Origin of the sequence: Pseudomonas sp. S31, from assembly GCF_016648105.1 — a bacterium.
In the GTDB taxonomy this organism is placed as follows: domain Bacteria; phylum Pseudomonadota; class Gammaproteobacteria; order Pseudomonadales; family Pseudomonadaceae; genus Aquipseudomonas.
In genome coordinates this window covers 327714-343066 of the sequence record NZ_JACVVE010000001.1, presented here as the reverse complement: position 1 = coordinate 343066, position 15353 = coordinate 327714, and the positions used below count along the sequence as shown (strand labels likewise).

The window sequence follows — 15353 nt, the reverse complement described above, 5'->3', positions numbered from 1 at the left end:
TGTGGTATACCATCATACACAAATATCCCCATCCCAGGAGAGCAGCGGATGAAAGCCTATTGGATCGCCCACGTCGATGTGACCGACCTCGAGCAGTACCAGCAGTACACCCAGCGCGCACCGGCTGCATTCAAGGCTTTCGGCGGCCGCTTCCTGGCCCGGGGCGGAAGAAGCGAGGCGATGGAAGGGCGGTCGACGCCACAGCGCAGCGTGGTGATCGAATTCGATTCCTATGAGCAGGCCGTGGCCTGTTATCGGTCGGCGCTGTATCAGGAAGCGTGCACTCATCGCCAGGGCGTGGCCAAGGCCGAGGTGATCATCGTCGAAGGCTTCGAGCCCTGAGATAACAGGCCAGGCCTCTTCGCGGGGCAAGTCGCAGCGGCGAACCGCCGCTCCCACAGCCCCCTTGTTCTCTGCGCGACTGCGCAGCCCGCACGGCTGGGTGATCTCCCACAAGTACAGCATCGGTTTCAGCGTGGGGGCGTCTCAGGCGCAAAGTCTTTTTTACGCACTCTTTACACCTAGCCAGCCTGCGGCTGTGGATACTGCCTCTCCCGTCCAGAGGAACCCTGTCGTGAGCCAGTCCGCCGTCGCCGCAAGCCATTCCGAGCCTTCCCACACTTGCTCTATCGGCATGCTCGTCGCTGCCGTAGGCGTGGTGTACGGCGATATCGGCACCAGCCCCCTCTACACCCTCAAGGAAGTCTTCGCCGGCCACTACGGCGTCCAGGCCAACGCCGCCGGTGTGCTTGGCGTGTTGTCACTGGTGGTGTGGTCGCTGCTGTGGGTGGTGTCGATCAAGTACGTGCTGTTCATCCTGCGTGCCGACAACAAGGGCGAGGGCGGGATCATGGCCCTGACCGCACTGGCGCATCGCGCTGCGGCCCGGCACCAGCGCCTGGGCAAGGTCCTGGTGCTGCTCGGCCTGTTCGGCGCCGCGCTGTTCTACGGCGACAGCATGATCACCCCGGCGGTCTCGGTGCTGTCGGCAGTAGAGGGCCTGCAGCTGGCCTTCGACGGCATCGATCACTGGGTCGTGCCGCTGGCCGTGGTGTTGCTGGTGGCGCTGTTCCTGATCCAGAAGCACGGCACCGCACGGATCGGCAAGCTGTTCGGGCCGATCATGGTGCTGTGGTTCCTGGTGCTTGGGGCGCTGGGTATCCATGGCATCGTCCAGCGTCCGGAGGTGCTCCAGGCGCTCAACCCGGTGTGGGCGGTGAGGTTCTTCGTCGTTCATCCCGGCATGGGCGTGGCCATCCTCGGTGCCGTGGTGCTGGCATTGACCGGCGCTGAGGCGTTGTACGCCGACATGGGCCACTTCGGCCGCAAGCCGATCGCCCGGGCCTGGTTCCTGCTGGTGCTGCCAGGGCTGGTACTGAACTACTTCGGCCAGGGCGCGCTGATCCTCGACAACCCGCAAGCGGTGCGTAACCCGTTCTACCTCCTGGCGCCCGACTGGGCCTTGCTGCCGATGGTCGGCCTGGCCACGCTGGCGACCATCATCGCCTCCCAGGCGGTGATTTCCGGCGCCTTCTCCCTGACCCGCCAGGCCATCCAGCTGGGTTACGTGCCGCGCATGTTCATCCAGCACACGTCCAGCGAGGAGCAGGGGCAGATCTACATCGGCATGGTCAACTGGGCGTTGATGCTGGGTGTGGTGCTACTGGTGCTCGGCTTCGAATCATCCGGCGCGCTCGCGGCAGCCTATGGCGTGGCGGTGACCGGCACGATGCTGATCACCACGCTGCTGGCCTCGGCGGTGGTACTGCTGCTGTGGAGGGCGCCGCGCTGGCTGGCCGTGCCGCTGCTGCTGGGCTTTCTGCTGGTGGACAGCCTGTTTTTCGCCGCCAATGCGCCGAAGATCGTCCAGGGTGGCGCGTTTCCGGTGATCGCCGGGGTGGTACTGTTCGTGATGATGACCACCTGGAAACGCGGGCGGCGCATCATCGTCGAGCGCCTGGACGAAACCGCGCTGCCACTGGAGTCGTTCATCACCAGCCTCCAGGCCCAGCCGCCGCACCGGGTCAGTGGTACCGCGGTGTTCCTGACCGCGAGGCCCGACGCAGTGCCCCACGCGTTGCTGCACAACCTGCTGCACAACCAGGTGTTGCACGAGCAGGTGGTGCTGTTGACCGTGGTGTTCGCCGACGAGCCGCGGGTCAGCGCCGAGCGGCGTTGTGAGGTCGAGGCCTTTGGTGAGGGCTTCTTCCGCGTGAGCTTGCATTTCGGCTTCATGGAAGAACCCGACGTGCCCCTGGCACTGAGCCGCTGCCAGCGTGCCGACCTGGATTTCGGCCCGATGCGCACCACCTACTTCCTCAGCCGCGAAACCGTGATCGCCAGCAAACGCATGGGCATGGCGCGTTGGCGAGAGCACCTGTTCGCCTTTCTGCTGAAGAATGCCAACAGCAACCTGAAGTACTTCCAGCTGCCGTTGAACCGGGTGATCGAGTTGGGCACGCAGGTGGAAATGTAGCGGGTTTACCCGCGAAAGGGCCGGATCAGGTGTCACATCACCCCAACGAAGCCGCCTGTTGAAGGTTCAGCGACCGGGTTTCCGGCGCCAGCATCCACGACAGCAACAAACCAAAGAAGGTGATCCCCGCCGCCACGTACATCGTCTGCGCGATCCCCAGCGACTCCAGCGAAACCGGCACCAGGTACGTGCCCACCGCAGCGCCGATCCGCGATATCGAGGTACCGATCCCCACCGCGAACGCCCGGATTTCAGTCGGGAAGATCTCGTTGGGGTAGACCAGCGTGAGCACTTGCGCACCGCCGATGAACAGCGCATAGACCGCGAAGAACAGCAGGATCCACAACCCCGCCTGACCGTTCGAGGCGCCCAGGCACAGCAGCGCCATGCCGGACACCGCGAAGCTGTAGAGCAACAGGTTGCGCCGCCCGATGACATTGATCAGCCGGGTCGCCGCGATACAGCCGGCGACGAAGAACAAGGTGATCAGCACCGAGCCGATCGACGCGCTGTCGCCTTTGACGTTCATCGCGGCGAGGACCTTCGGGGCAAAGGCATACACCGCGAACAGCGGGATGATGCAGCAGGTCCAGAACACGATGATGAATAGCATGCGCTTGGCATAGCCGGAGTAGATCAGGCTCCACACGTTGATCTTGTAGTTGGGGCTTTCCTCGGGCAGGTTGCGCAGGGAGAAGTCATTGCCGTACACGCCCTTGATGACCTGCTCGGCTTCGGCATCGCGGCCCTTGCTCAGCAGCCAGCGGGGCGACTCCGGGGTACCGACGCGCACCAGTAGCAGCGCCAGGCCGATGACCGCCGAACTGGCCAGCACCCAGCGCCAGGCCTCGTCGCCGCCATTGCGCAACACCAGCTCGCCGACGATGTAGGCCGCTGCGGCGCCCGCGAACCAGAGGATGGTCAGCATCGCCAGGCGCGGGCCACGGTACTGCTTGGGCATGAACTCCACGAGCAGCGAAGTGGCCACCGGGTACTCGATGCCGACGGCAATGCCGATGATCAGGCGCAGGACGAAGATCGCTTCAGCGGTTTCAGCCCAGAACTGCGCGACGGAGGCGAGAATGAACAGGGTCGGGCCAACGAAGAACAAGCGCTTGCGGCCCAGGCGGTCGGTCAACCAACCCCCCAGGAAACCGCCGAAGAAAATGCCGATCAAGGCCGACGCGGCGATCAGGCCTTCCCAGAAGCTGCTCAGCGCCAGCGAGGTCGAGAGGTGGGCCAGGGCGACGCCGATGATGCTCAGTACATAGCCGTCGACGAACGAGCCACCGCCAGAGCGCAGCGTGAGCAATCGATGAAAGTTGTTGAGCGGTACGTCTTCTACCGAAATATGAGGACTTGTCATTGTTGTCTCCTGATATAGCAATTCTTGACCATGGCAGCGCGACGCCGCGAAAACCTGCTCGCGGTCGAAACCCCTCGACAAACGTCCAGTGGGTGATGGTTTTGTAATTGTTCTGATGTGCTGCCAGGCCGGGGCGAACCCCGGGCACTGGGCTAGATCTCGTAACGCACCTCTTTCGACGGTGGGTGGCCGAAGAACGCGCTGTACGAGCGACTGAAGTGCGTGCACGAGACGAACCCACAGGCAATCGACACGTCGAAGATCGAGGCGTCGGAGTTCTGGATCAGCCGACGGGCTTCGGTGATCCTGAGCTGGAAGTAGTACTTCTGCGGCGTGGTGTTGAGCTGGTCCTTGAACAGCCGCTGGATCTGCCGGGTCGACAGCGCGACCACCGTGGAAATCTGCTCCGGGCTCAGTGGCTCCTCCAAGTTGGCTTCCATCAGCGCGATCACTTCGCGCAGCGCCTTGCTCACCTTGGGTTGCTGGGGCTTCTGGATACTGCGGAACTTGCTCTGGTCGGCATCCAGGGTGTCGAGCACCGCGTCGGCCAGCTGCGGGCTCGAACCAAAGCCAAGCCAGCGGATCATCATCTCGAAGGCGCCGTTGGGCGTGGCCGACGTCATGCGGTTGCGGTCGAACACCAACGGATCGTGGCTCACATTGGCGTAAGGCGCACGCTCGGCCAGGGCAGTGCGCTGTTCGGCGTGGATGGCACAGCGGTAACCGTCCAGCAACCCCGCAGCGCCCAGGTACCAGGCGCCGTTCCACAGGCCGCCGAGGGCGATGGGAAGCTTGGCGATCTTCTTCAGCAAAAGCGACAACCAGCCCGGCACGGTCCGAGTCGCCCGCAATCCCCCGCAGATGACCATCAGGTCGAGGTCGGACAGGCGAATATCGGTCAGCGGCGTGTCGGGGCGGATGGGAATACCCAGGTCGCTCATCACTTCCGTGTGGTTGTGGCTGAACGTATGCACCCTCACGGCGCCAGGCGAGATCAGGTTGGCGGTGACCAGCACGTCCAGGGCCTGGGTGAAACAGGGTAACGAGAAGTTCTCGAGCAGGAGGAAGCCTACCCGGGATGGCTTGTTGCCGACGCGTGCCTGGCTGATGAAACCCAGGTTACGGTCCGCGAACGTACGGTTGAATTCTCTTGTAGTTATTTTCATGGGGCACCTTGTAGCCCAAGCCCAAATGCTTGATCGACGAATAAATAACAGCGCTCATTAAAGAACGCGTTTGGGGTCGGTGGCGCAGCGTCAATATAGGGGCGCGTTGAATCAGGGTCCAGCGACTTTTGCGGACTTTTTTGGATAACCCTGCGTTATCGACAGGTGCGTCTCGCGCGCGGCCGAAGTTCAGTGCATTTTTCGCATAACCTGAAGTTAAGCGAGATGTAATTTTTGTGCAGGTGCAACTTTTCGGCTGTTGCGTAGGATGAGTGTCATCCACGTCTGCAATGGCATCAGGACAACAACAACTCATGTTGCAACGGCACGTAGATCCAGACACCTTGCTGCTCAGAATGCCATCGCTCAGGGCGGTCAAGGCCTTCGTCGCAGCGGCCAAGTACGCCAGCTTCACCCGCGCCGCAGAGGCGTTGTGCGTGTCACAGGCGGCGATCAGCCGGCAGGTGCGCGAGCTGGAAACCTACCTCGATGCGCCGTTGTTCGAGCGCGTCGGGCGAACCGTGGAACTGACGGCTGCCGGCGCGGTGTTCTTCGATGCTTCGCAGATCTCGTTCGTCAACATCGCCCAGGCCGCCGAACGTATTCGCAACTCGCCGACGGCCAAACACATGCTGACCATGGCCTGCTCCCCGGCGTTCTCTGCATTGTGGTTATCGACACACATCCAGGAGTTTCGCAGGAAACATGCAGATATTGCACTGAACCTGATAACCACGCATAACTTTCAGAGCAAAGAACCCGGCGTTGAGCCGGATATTGTTATTTCCAAGTTCGCCAACGTCGGAAAAGGCTATACGGTTTATCCGTTGTGCCACGACATTATTTATCCGGTTTGTACTCCGGAGTACCTGGGCCGCCACCCGGCAATTGCCGATTTGCACGGATTACGCGACAGCGCATTGCTGGACCTGAGCCCGTTTGGCCGCTCCGGGGTGGCCGAGCATGTCGACTGGAGCGTCTGGCTGGCGTTCCAGAACGTCGATATCGAAGGGCGGGACTCCGCTGGTCCGGCGCTTTTCCAGGCCAACGATTACAACCTCATCATCAACATGGTGCTTGCCCATCAAGGCGTCGCGCTGGGTTGGAACCAACTGGTGGGGCACATGGTGGAAAGCGGGCAACTGGTCAAGCCGGTGCGCGAGCAGGTCACGCTGCGCAACAGCCTGCACTACCTCGCCTGCAGGGAGAACACCGAGCACAGCGAGGCCTGCGGCCGCGTGCGTGATTGGGTGATGTCGAAGTTCGGTTGGTGGAACGTGTAGCGGCGCCATCGAGCGCGGCACATTACAAGAACAATGGGTAAGTCATTCGCACCGGGTTGCATGAGCCTGAGGTGCCTGGAGGATAACAATGAACAGCAACGAATCCGTCATCAGCCTGATCCAGCAGCGCAAGCCGCGTCACGTATTGCCACGCCAGCTCTACCTCGACCCGGACGTCTACCGCCAGGATCTGGAGCAGATCTGGCACAAGGACTGGGTGTTCGCCGGGCATACCTTCGAGATCCCCAAGGCGGGCCAGTACTTCACCCTGCAGATCGGCGACTACCCGGTGGCCGTGGTGCGCGGCAAGGACGGTGAGGTGCGGGCCTTCCACAATGCCTGCCGGCACCGCGGCGCCAAGGTCTGCGAGCACGCCAGCGGCAAGGTCGCCAAGCTGGTCTGCCCGTATCACAAGTGGACGTTCGAGCTCGATGGCAACCTGATCTACGCCGGCAACATGGGTGCGGAATTCGACCGCAGCCAGTACAACCTCAAGACGGTTCACGTCGAGGTGGTGCATACCTACATCTACGTCTGCGTGGCGGAAAAGGCCCCGGACTTTTCCAGCTTCCGCGCCGCAGTGAGCCCTTTCATCGCCCCGCACGCCCTGGAAAACTGCAAGGTCGCCTTCGAGTCGAACCTGATCGAGAAGGGCAACTGGAAGCTGGTGTTCGAGAACAACCGTGAGTGCTACCACTGCGACGGCACCCATCCCGAGCTGCTCAATTCGTTCGTGGAGAACCTTTCGGTCGCTGGCGTTGGCGGTGACGACGATCCCGAACTGGTGGCGCACTGGACCCGCTGCGAAAAAGCTGGCATGCCTAGCCGCCTGGTCATGGACCCCCTCGGCCGCTTCCGCATGACCCGTATCCCGCTGTCCGCCGGCGCCGTGAGCTACACCATGGACGGCAAGCCGGCCGTGGCCGGGCGCCTGGACAAGAGCGGCGAGGCCGATATCGGCGCGCTGTTGTACTTCAACTACCCGTCGACCTGGAACCACTTCCTCGGCGACCACGCCTTGAGCTTCCGTGTGCTGCCGATCGGCCCGGGCGAAACCCTGGTCACCACCAAGTGGCTGGTACCGGAGTCGGCGGTCGAAGGTGTCGACTATGACCTCGACCGCCTGACCAAGGTCTGGCTGGCTACCAACGACCAGGACCGTCGCTTGGTGGAAGGCACCCATGCAGGGGTGTCTTCGCCGGCTTACGAGCCCGGCCCGTTTTCGGAGAATGCCGAGAATGGTGTGTGCCAGTTCGACGATTGGTATTGCGCGACCATGCTGGAGCGCCTGGAAGGGCGGCCGCAGTTGAAGTCGGTGGGGTAGGAAAGGGCCATCCGCCTGAGGGTGTGCAGCGCGGCGGATATCGAGCGCCGCGCTGCACATCTACCGGCGAAAGGAAGGACTACAGCGTCCGCTGCCTGGCGACAGATGCCGCCTGCTCGTCGTATACCTCGCCGACCTCCTTGAGCGGCACCTCTCCCACCCCGAGCGCCCGCTCGATCAGCAGTTCGCCGCCACCGTCCTGCAACAGCGCTTGCAACCGCGCGAACTCGCTGCACCAGATCGTCTCGATATCCTGGTCCCGCTGCTTGTCACGGTCCGCGCTCAACGCCACGGCGCGCACTTGCAGGCGGCCATTGTCAGCCTTGCCGCCCAATTCCACGCCATAGCCCGGGGTGGACGGCTTGCGTAGCACCACCTTGCCCGACTCGGCCCAGGCGGTGGTCATGCCTTCGCGCACTTCGTAGCCGAGTTGGGCCAGGCCCTGGAGCATGGCTTGGCGACGGGCGAGGGCGGCTTGGGCGTGCACGTGGGCCGTCAGGATCGCTTCGCAGCGGCCGGTCAGTTCGTCCAGCTCGGCCAGGCTGCTGGCAGTCGTGCACTGGCCCACCTGCGCGAGCAGCGTCTCGTGTCCTTCTGCTGCGTGGGTTTGCAGCTCGCTGGCCAGGCCCTGCAACTTGGCCAGCGTGTCGCGCCTTTGCTGGAAGTCGCGGGTACCGCTGGCCAGTTCGATCACCAGGCTGTCGAGCAACAGGTTGCGCTGTTGCACCTGTATCTGCGCCTCGGCCCTTGCCAAGGCCTGCACGAACGGCTCCGCGCAAGCTTCGCCCTGCAGCAGTTGCAGCTCGGCGATGTGCCGGTCGATCTGCTGCAGGCGAGGGTCGCGTGTCGCTTGCGCGTTTGCAGCCAGCCACTGTTCCAGGTCGACTGCGGGCGCATCGCCCTTGAGCCTCTGGGCCAGTTCGCGTTGCTCCTGGCCAAGGGGTTGCGGCTCGGTGCCGCTGCTCAATTGGGCGAAGCCCTGGGCCAGCAGCTGTTCGCCGTTGGCCAGTGCGGCGCCGTTGGCCAACTGGGTCAGGGCCTGCAGTACTTCCTGCGGGGTGTCCGGGCGGCTGGCCAGGGCCTTGAGCAGCAGGCTGGCGTTTTCCTGCAGGCGGCGCTGCTGCTGACGTTGGGCGGCTGCCTTCAGCACCGCGCGTTCCTCTCGGGCCAACAGGTCGCGCTGCAGGTGCTCGATCTCGATAGGCACGGCCTTTTGCAACTCGCGCATCGCGTCCTGGGCGAGCAGCGCGCGCAGGCGCTCCTGGCGTGCGCGCGTGGCCGTGCGCTCCTGCTCGGTGAGCTGGCCAAGCCTGTCGGCCTCGGTTTCCCAGCGCACCACGGCCTGTTCCAGGCGACGCAAATGGCCTTCGCACAAGGCGATGATTTCTTCGCGGGTGACGATGCGCACCACTTTCGGGCCACTCATTGGCAGGTCTCCGTGTCGTTGGACGTGGCGGCAGCTTGTGCCGGCCGTTCGGCCTGCATGGCGCGCTCGATGGCGGCGCGCAGGCGGGTGCGTTCGTTGTCGCCATCGTGGTACCAGGCCTGCGACGAGACGCGATGGAGGTGCGGGATCGCCCGGCGCAGTACCGAAGGCCGCCAGATCTCCCGTGCCCGGGCGCGTTGGAGCAGGGCGTGGCTCGGCGCGTCGCATTCGATGCCGATGGCATAGGTGCCGGTATCGGGGTGCTCGATGGCGAAGTCCAGGCCAAACGCATCACCCTCGCTGGCGGGGGCAGCCTGCCAACCCAGGGAGGCGATGAACGCGCCAACGATCCTGGCGAAGCCGTCGCGGCCCTGGTCGTGGCCATGCGCCAAGGTGCTGCGATCGGTCTGCAGGCGGCCGAGCAGCTTGCCGGTGTAGTCGAACTCGCCGGCGCACAGGGCCCGGGCGTACTCCAGGTAGCCTTGCAGGTAGTCACGTGGGCTGACCGGGGCACGTTGGGTGTTGAGCATGTCCGAGATATCGGCAATCGGCATCGAGGTGATCATCACCACCTTGCGCCGAGCACGGGTCACCGCCACGTTCAGGCGGCGCTCACCGCCGGTCTGGCCGAGCACGCCGAAGTTGCGGCGGAAGGTGCCCTGACCGTTGCGGCCGAAGGTCGAGGAGAACACGATCACGTCGCGTTCGTCACCTTGCACGTTCTCGACGTTCTTGACGAACACCGACATGTCCTCGCCGTCCTCGCTGCGTTCGCGCTCCTGGGCGAATGCGGCGCGGAAGGCCTCGTCCTCGGCGGCCCGCGCTTCCAGGTGCTCCTCGATCAGCTCGGCCTGCTTGCGGTTGAAGGTCACCACGCCCACCGAGGGGCGCTGGTCGTAGGGGCGCTGCCAGAGGGCGTGCAGGTACTGCACCACACGCTCGGCTTCGGCAGCGTTGCTCTGGTTCTGGTAGAGGCCGTCGACCTGGATCAACTCCAAGGGTTTGAGCTGGCGGATGTTCGCCTGGGGATGACGCACCGGCACATTCAGGCGATTGCCGTAGAAGGAGGCGTTGGAGAAACCGATCAGTTCGCGGTAGGCCGAACGGTAGTGGATCTGCAGCGTGGTGCTGGGCAGGGCGTTGCGCGCCAGTTGCAGCAGGTCGGGGCAGTCCTTGATCTCACGGCGGTTCCAGGTGTCTTCGAAGGCTTCGCGTTGTTCTTCGTCGGCATCTTCATCCGGCTCGTCGCCATCGAACAGCTCGGCCTCGTCGCTCTCGACGCGGCTGGAGAAGAACGCGGTCGGCGGCATCTGCTTCTCGTCGCCGCTGACCACCGTGACCTGGCCGCGGAACAGGGTCGGTAGAGCGAACTCCACCGGCATCTGCGAAGCCTCGTCGTAGATCACCGTGTCGAACAGGCCGTTCTTCAGCGGCAGCACGCGGCTGGCGACGTCCGGGTTCATCAGCCACACCGGGCGCAGCGCCATCAGCCCCAGCGGGCCGCCCAGTTCGAGAAATTCGCGCAGCCGGCGCGAGCGCTTGCCGGTGAGCCGGGTCACGTCTTCCCACTGCTTGCGGCTGCCCAGGCGCGCCGGGTCGATGCCGGTGGCCAGCAATTGGCGATTGAGTTCGCGCATGCGCGTATCGGCCTCGGCCAGGCTGGCGACCTTGGCCTGGGTTTCCTGCTGGCTGAACAGCAGCTCAGGGTTGGCCTGTTCGATACGGTGCTTCCAGCCCAGCCGCGCTTCGCGGTTGAGCAGGCGGCGCACGGCGGCGTCGAGCTGCTCGGCAGGCAGGGCGTCAAGCTCGGCCTGGCGCTGGCGCAGCAGGGCCAGCAGTGCCAGATCCTGTTCGGCGAGCTGCCCGGCACGGGCGCGGAAGCCCTGGTAGGCCGCCAGGCAGGGCAGCGCCTCGTGTAGCCTGGCGAGCGCCAGTTCATTGCTCAGGTTGTGCTCCACGGCGTGGCGCAACTGCCCCGCCAGCTCGTCGCCGAGCCAATCGTCGAGCCACTTGAGCTGGTCGAGGCTGGATTGGCGCACGCCTTGGCGCAGCAGCGAGGCATCCAGGTCGCCGAGCAGGGCTTCGAGATGCTGCTTGTCACCGGTGAGTATGGCGTCGTCAGCCTGGCGTGCCCGTGGCGACTGCGCCAGGGCTTGGGCCAGCGCTTGGATTTCCAGCAACTGGCGCAGATCGGTGTTGACCGTGGTGCTCATGTCCAAGCCGGCCTGCGCGGCGATGGCGTCCAGTGCCAGGGCTTGGTGGAGCTTCGAGAGTTCGGCGCGCAGGGGGCGCCATTGCTGCTCCAGATCGATGGCAGCGCGCAGTTCCGGCAGGGCGTGTTCCAAACGGGTTTCGCCCTGGGCCTCGAGGAAACCCTGCAGGCGCCTGCGCCTGAGCAGGTGCAACGGGCTGAGCCGGGCCAGCCAGGAGCGTGCCGCCATGACTCGGGCGCAGGCCCGTTCCAGGTCGCGCAGTGGCTTGCTGTCGATCAGGCTCAAGGCGGGTGACAGCGCCGCTCGATAATGGTCCTCGGGCAGTTGCGCGAGTTGCTGCTGCAGTTGCCGCAGTTGGTCGAGCATCGCCTCGCCGCGAGGCATCGATTCGCCGTCCTGGGTGCGGAACAGCGGTAGCCAGCGGGCCAGGCGCGAACGTTGCTCCGGGCTCAGGCCGAGCAGGGTGGCCACGTGCGCCGCGATCCAGGCACGCAATGGCGCCGGGTCGTCGATCTCGAAGCTGGCCGGGTGCGCTTGCAGGGTGGCCTGGCGCTGCAGTTCGGCCTGGCTGAAGGCCTGGAGCGTGTCGGTAAAGGCCTGCAGGGTCGAGCGGTCGCTGGCGAAGGGCCGCAACTGCGCCAGCGGGCTGCCTTCGTAGCGGGCTGGCAGCCACAGCTGGATCAGCGGTGCGCAGGTTTCTTCCAGGCGCGTCAGGCTGGCGACGTCCAGCGTGGCCAGGCGTTGGCGCAACGCGGGGAATTCCAGTGGCGCTGGCCCGTCTTCGAGGGCGATCAGTTCACCCAGCAGACGTCGGTAGCTCAAGCCGATGGCTGGGTCCGGGCGGTGCAGGCTCTGGTGGAAACGGTCGAGCTCGCCTTCGAGGGTCTCGATGCGCGTCGCTGTCTGTTCGCGCTGGCGGAGCAGGCCCTGGCCTTCATCGGCGCCGATGAACAGGGTCTCCAACTGCTCGCGAATGCTGCGGATGATCGGTTCGCGGTCGCGGTTGACGTCGTTGAGCATGACGATGCGCTGGCCCAGCCCTTCGGCCACCAGGCGCTTGTACACCACCTCCAGCGCCGCGTGCTTCTGGCAGACGATGAGCAGGCTGCGCTGGCGGCCGATGGCGTCGGCGACCATGTTGACGATGGTCTGGCTCTTGCCGGTGCCCGGCGGGCCCTCGACCAGCAGGCCGGGGCCCTGGCGGGCTTGCAGCACGGCGGCTTCCTGGGACGGGTCGCTGGCGACGGTGAAGTAGCGTTGCAGCTCGGCAGGCGCGGCCATGGCCTGCGCCTGGTCGTCGTCGCGCAGGCGCAGTGCGGTTTCCAGCCCGCTGCCAGCGGGGGATAGGGATTTCAGCTGGCGCAGGTCCTCGCCGATGGCCTGGCCCATGAAGGTGACGTGGAACAACACGGCGGCGCAGGCCAGTTCGTCCTGGTAGGGGGCGACTTCCACGCTGTTGGCTGGCAGGCCGACCAGGCTGCGCGAACGCGCCGTGGCGAGCATGCCGAAGGCGTCCATCACGTCGCTGGCCCGAATCGACGAGCGTTGAAGCAACTCATCGGCGGTCTTGCGCCAGCGCTTGCAGGCTTCGGCGCCGAGCACGCTTTCCAGCGCCGGGTTCAGCCGCACCTCTTCGCGTTCGTTGTCGAAGGCCAGGGCGGCCAGGCCACGGCTGCCCACTTCCAGCAACAGCTTCACCGGCCACAACAGCAAGGGAATGATGCGCGTGCGCGTGGTGCCGCGTGGGTCGCGGCTGAGCAGGAAGGGGAAGCCCAGGTACAGCCCGTCGATACCGGTGTCGCGCTTGTACAGCGCGCTCTGCCGATACAGTGCGTTCAGGCGCGAGGCGATCTGCGGCGTGGCCTGGAAGCATTCCGGGTCGAGGTTCACGGCCCGTTCGTTGCGCTGCAACAAGTGGTCGAGCAAGGCACCGGCCGGGTGGCGTTCGCTGTGCAGTTCATTGAGGTCGACCCGGGCGGTGGTCTTGCCGATGCTCATGCGCACCAACGGGCCGCGCATCACCGCCGTCACCACTTTCTTCTCGAAGAACTCGAGGATCTGCGCCACGTACTGCTGCTTTTGTGGCTCCAGCCACTGGCTGGCCGGAATGGCCAGCAGGACCAGGGCCTGGGCCAGCGGCATGCGCCGCTCCAGGCGGAACTGTTCGGCCCAGGCATCCACCGCGTCGACACCGCTGCGGGCGAAGCCGCGTATGCGTTCGTCGACGCTGTGGTACAGGTCCTGGCGCGGGTGCTGCAGCAGCGCGGTGGCTTGCTCCCTGTCGAACCAGCCGACCTCGACGCTGCTGGCCAGCTCGGCGGCCTCCTCGATGATCGACTCGACCGAGCGGAACTGGCTGATCGATGCGCTGAGCAGCACGATCAGGTCTTCCTCGGCGATCACCCGGCGCTCGGCCAGGGCCAGCAGCCCCGTGTGCTCGGTGTCTGGCAGCAGGCGCTGGCGTGCTTGCCATTCGCTGCTCAGCTTGGCTCGCGAGGTCGACAGCAGGTATACACGCAGGGTCTCCTCGACCAGTTCGATCTGCTGGTGCAGGGCGCGCTGGCGCACCTGTTCGGCACGCAACTTCAGGCGCGACAGCCAGTTGTCGGTCTGCAGTTGCTCGAGCAGATCGGGCACCGAACCGCTGATCAGCCGATAGCCTTCAAGCGGGTGCTCCAGCAACCAGCCGGGGGTGACGATATCGCCGCGGTGGATCAGCGGGATTTCCGGATTGAGCAGTTTCAGCGCGAGCATCAGGCGGAAGTCGTCCTCCAGCCCTTCGTGCTGCACCACCTGGCGCAGGCCGGCGAGCAACGGTGCCGGCAGGCCGAGCTGCTCCGCCCAGGTGACGATGACGCCGCGCAGCAGGTGGTCCAGCGCTTGCGGCCAATGCTCGGCGTGCGCGGCGGCCAGGGCGAACACCGCTGGCTTGTGGTAGCGCGTCTGGCCCAACTGCAAGGTGGCGCCTTCGCCGTCGTCACGTTCGGCGAAGGCCGAGGCCGGCGCCTGCACCGGGCGCCCGTCCAGCCAGGCCTCGACCTCGGGCCATTGCCAGCGCTGGTGGCGGTCGCGTGCGAGCAAGCCGCGCAACAGCAGGTTCAACTGCGGGTCGAGGGTGTCGGGGATCGGTACGCCATTGGCCAGCACGTGGATCAGAAACGCATTGGCATGGATGCCCTCGAAACAGGCGCCGTCGGTCAGCTGTTCGAGCAGGATCATGCCCAGGCTCCACCAATCCGAGGCGGCCGCCACGCCACCGGCGATGGCTTCGGGGGCCATGTAGCGGCTGGTCTCCAGGGGCGAGACGATGTCCAGGTCGAACTCCGACAGGCGTGCCGAGCCGAAGCCGCTGATCACCAGGTCGAGCGGCTCATGGGCACGCACCAGCAAGCTCGCCGGGCGCAGGTCGCGGTGGCGCAGGCCGGCTTCGTTGAAGGCGTGCAGCGCCTGGCCCAGTTCGCGCAGCACATGGCGCACGCTGTGGGTTTCACGGATCACCCCACCGAGGTCGGCCAGGCTGCCGCCGGTCAGCTCTTCGATCACTTCGAAGGCACGGCCATCCCAGCGACCGGTGGCGATGATCTCGGGTACGTGGTCGCGGGGCAGTCGGCGGATCACGTCGTACACCGCAGGGTCGGGTTCGGCGCCTGGGCGGTAAAGGGTGAGCACGGCCTGGCGGAGGGTTTCCTGGTGCACGGCCAGGTAACGCTCACGGACGCCGTCGGTGTTGCTGATCTGGCGGATCAACGACCAACCTTCGATCAGCGTTTCAGCGTCCGCAGGCGCAGCGTCGGCCGGCGCATCCGCACCGTTGGCCGGTGCAGCCGGGGCGGGCGCTGCATCGCACTGCAGGCACATGAGGTCGCCTGGCTCCATGGCGTGGCCGTTTTCGCAGACGCTTGCGGGCTCTGGGGCAGAAGGGGCTTGCGGGAGATCTTCCTGGGTATGGACGACCTGTGGCCGCCAGCCGTCGGCATGGATCGGCTCGCCGGCCAGGTCCCAGTTGCACGGGTGTTGGTCGAGGGTGCCTTCGCAGAACATCTCCTGGACCGGGCGCGCGGTGTTGCAGTTGGGGCAGAAGCGGATCATCGGTGAATTC

The 15353-nt window shown here is 65.2% G+C and carries 8 protein-coding genes; 4 read left to right on the top strand and 4 right to left on the bottom strand.

The annotated features are described in order from the left end of the window. Window positions 1-48: 48 nt before the first annotated feature. Both IAE37_RS01415 and IAE37_RS01410 read left to right on the top strand, forming a co-directional pair. Window positions 49-342, top strand: a complete 294-nt coding sequence (locus IAE37_RS01415) for a DUF1330 domain-containing protein (protein WP_201167695.1) — start codon at window positions 49-51, stop codon at window positions 340-342. Between the two features lie 292 nt (window positions 343-634). Further along, window positions 635-2476 (top strand): potassium transporter Kup, encoded by a 1842-nt coding sequence (locus IAE37_RS01410; protein ID WP_201168511.1) that lies wholly within the window; start codon window positions 635-637, stop codon window positions 2474-2476. A gap of 37 nt (window positions 2477-2513) precedes the next feature. On the opposite strand, the gene IAE37_RS01405 is transcribed toward IAE37_RS01410, so the two are convergent. Both IAE37_RS01405 and IAE37_RS01400 read right to left on the bottom strand, forming a co-directional pair. Next, the gene (locus IAE37_RS01405) at window positions 2514-3842 is read right to left on the bottom strand and encodes an MFS transporter (RefSeq protein WP_201167692.1); all 1329 of its coding nucleotides are present in this window, start codon (window positions 3840-3842) and stop codon (window positions 2514-2516) included. A gap of 152 nt (window positions 3843-3994) precedes the next feature. After that, the gene (locus IAE37_RS01400; protein ID WP_201167690.1) at window positions 3995-5008 is read right to left on the bottom strand and encodes a GlxA family transcriptional regulator; all 1014 of its coding nucleotides are present in this window, start codon (window positions 5006-5008) and stop codon (window positions 3995-3997) included. Between the two features lie 317 nt (window positions 5009-5325). On the opposite strand from IAE37_RS01400, the gene IAE37_RS01395 reads away from it, so the two are divergent. Continuing rightward, window positions 5326-6291 (top strand): LysR family transcriptional regulator, encoded by a 966-nt coding sequence (locus IAE37_RS01395; protein ID WP_201168508.1) that lies wholly within the window; start codon window positions 5326-5328, stop codon window positions 6289-6291. Window positions 6292-6379: 88 nt separating this feature from the next. Further along, window positions 6380-7615 (top strand): aromatic ring-hydroxylating oxygenase subunit alpha, encoded by a 1236-nt coding sequence (locus IAE37_RS01390; RefSeq protein ID WP_201167687.1) that lies wholly within the window; start codon window positions 6380-6382, stop codon window positions 7613-7615. A gap of 79 nt (window positions 7616-7694) precedes the next feature. Here the strand turns inward: IAE37_RS01390 and IAE37_RS01385 are convergent, their stop codons facing one another. Both IAE37_RS01385 and IAE37_RS01380 read right to left on the bottom strand, forming a co-directional pair. Beyond that, window positions 7695-9041 carry a hypothetical protein gene (locus IAE37_RS01385; protein ID WP_201167685.1) on the bottom strand — a complete coding sequence of 449 codons (1347 nt, stop codon included), beginning with the start codon at window positions 9039-9041 and terminating at the stop codon, window positions 7695-7697. After that, a complete protein-coding gene (locus IAE37_RS01380; protein WP_201168505.1) occupies window positions 9038-15343 on the bottom strand; it encodes an AAA domain-containing protein in 6306 nt (2101 codons plus the stop codon). The genes IAE37_RS01385 and IAE37_RS01380 overlap by 4 nt, the downstream gene beginning before the upstream one ends. Between the last annotated feature and the right edge of the window lie 10 nt (window positions 15344-15353).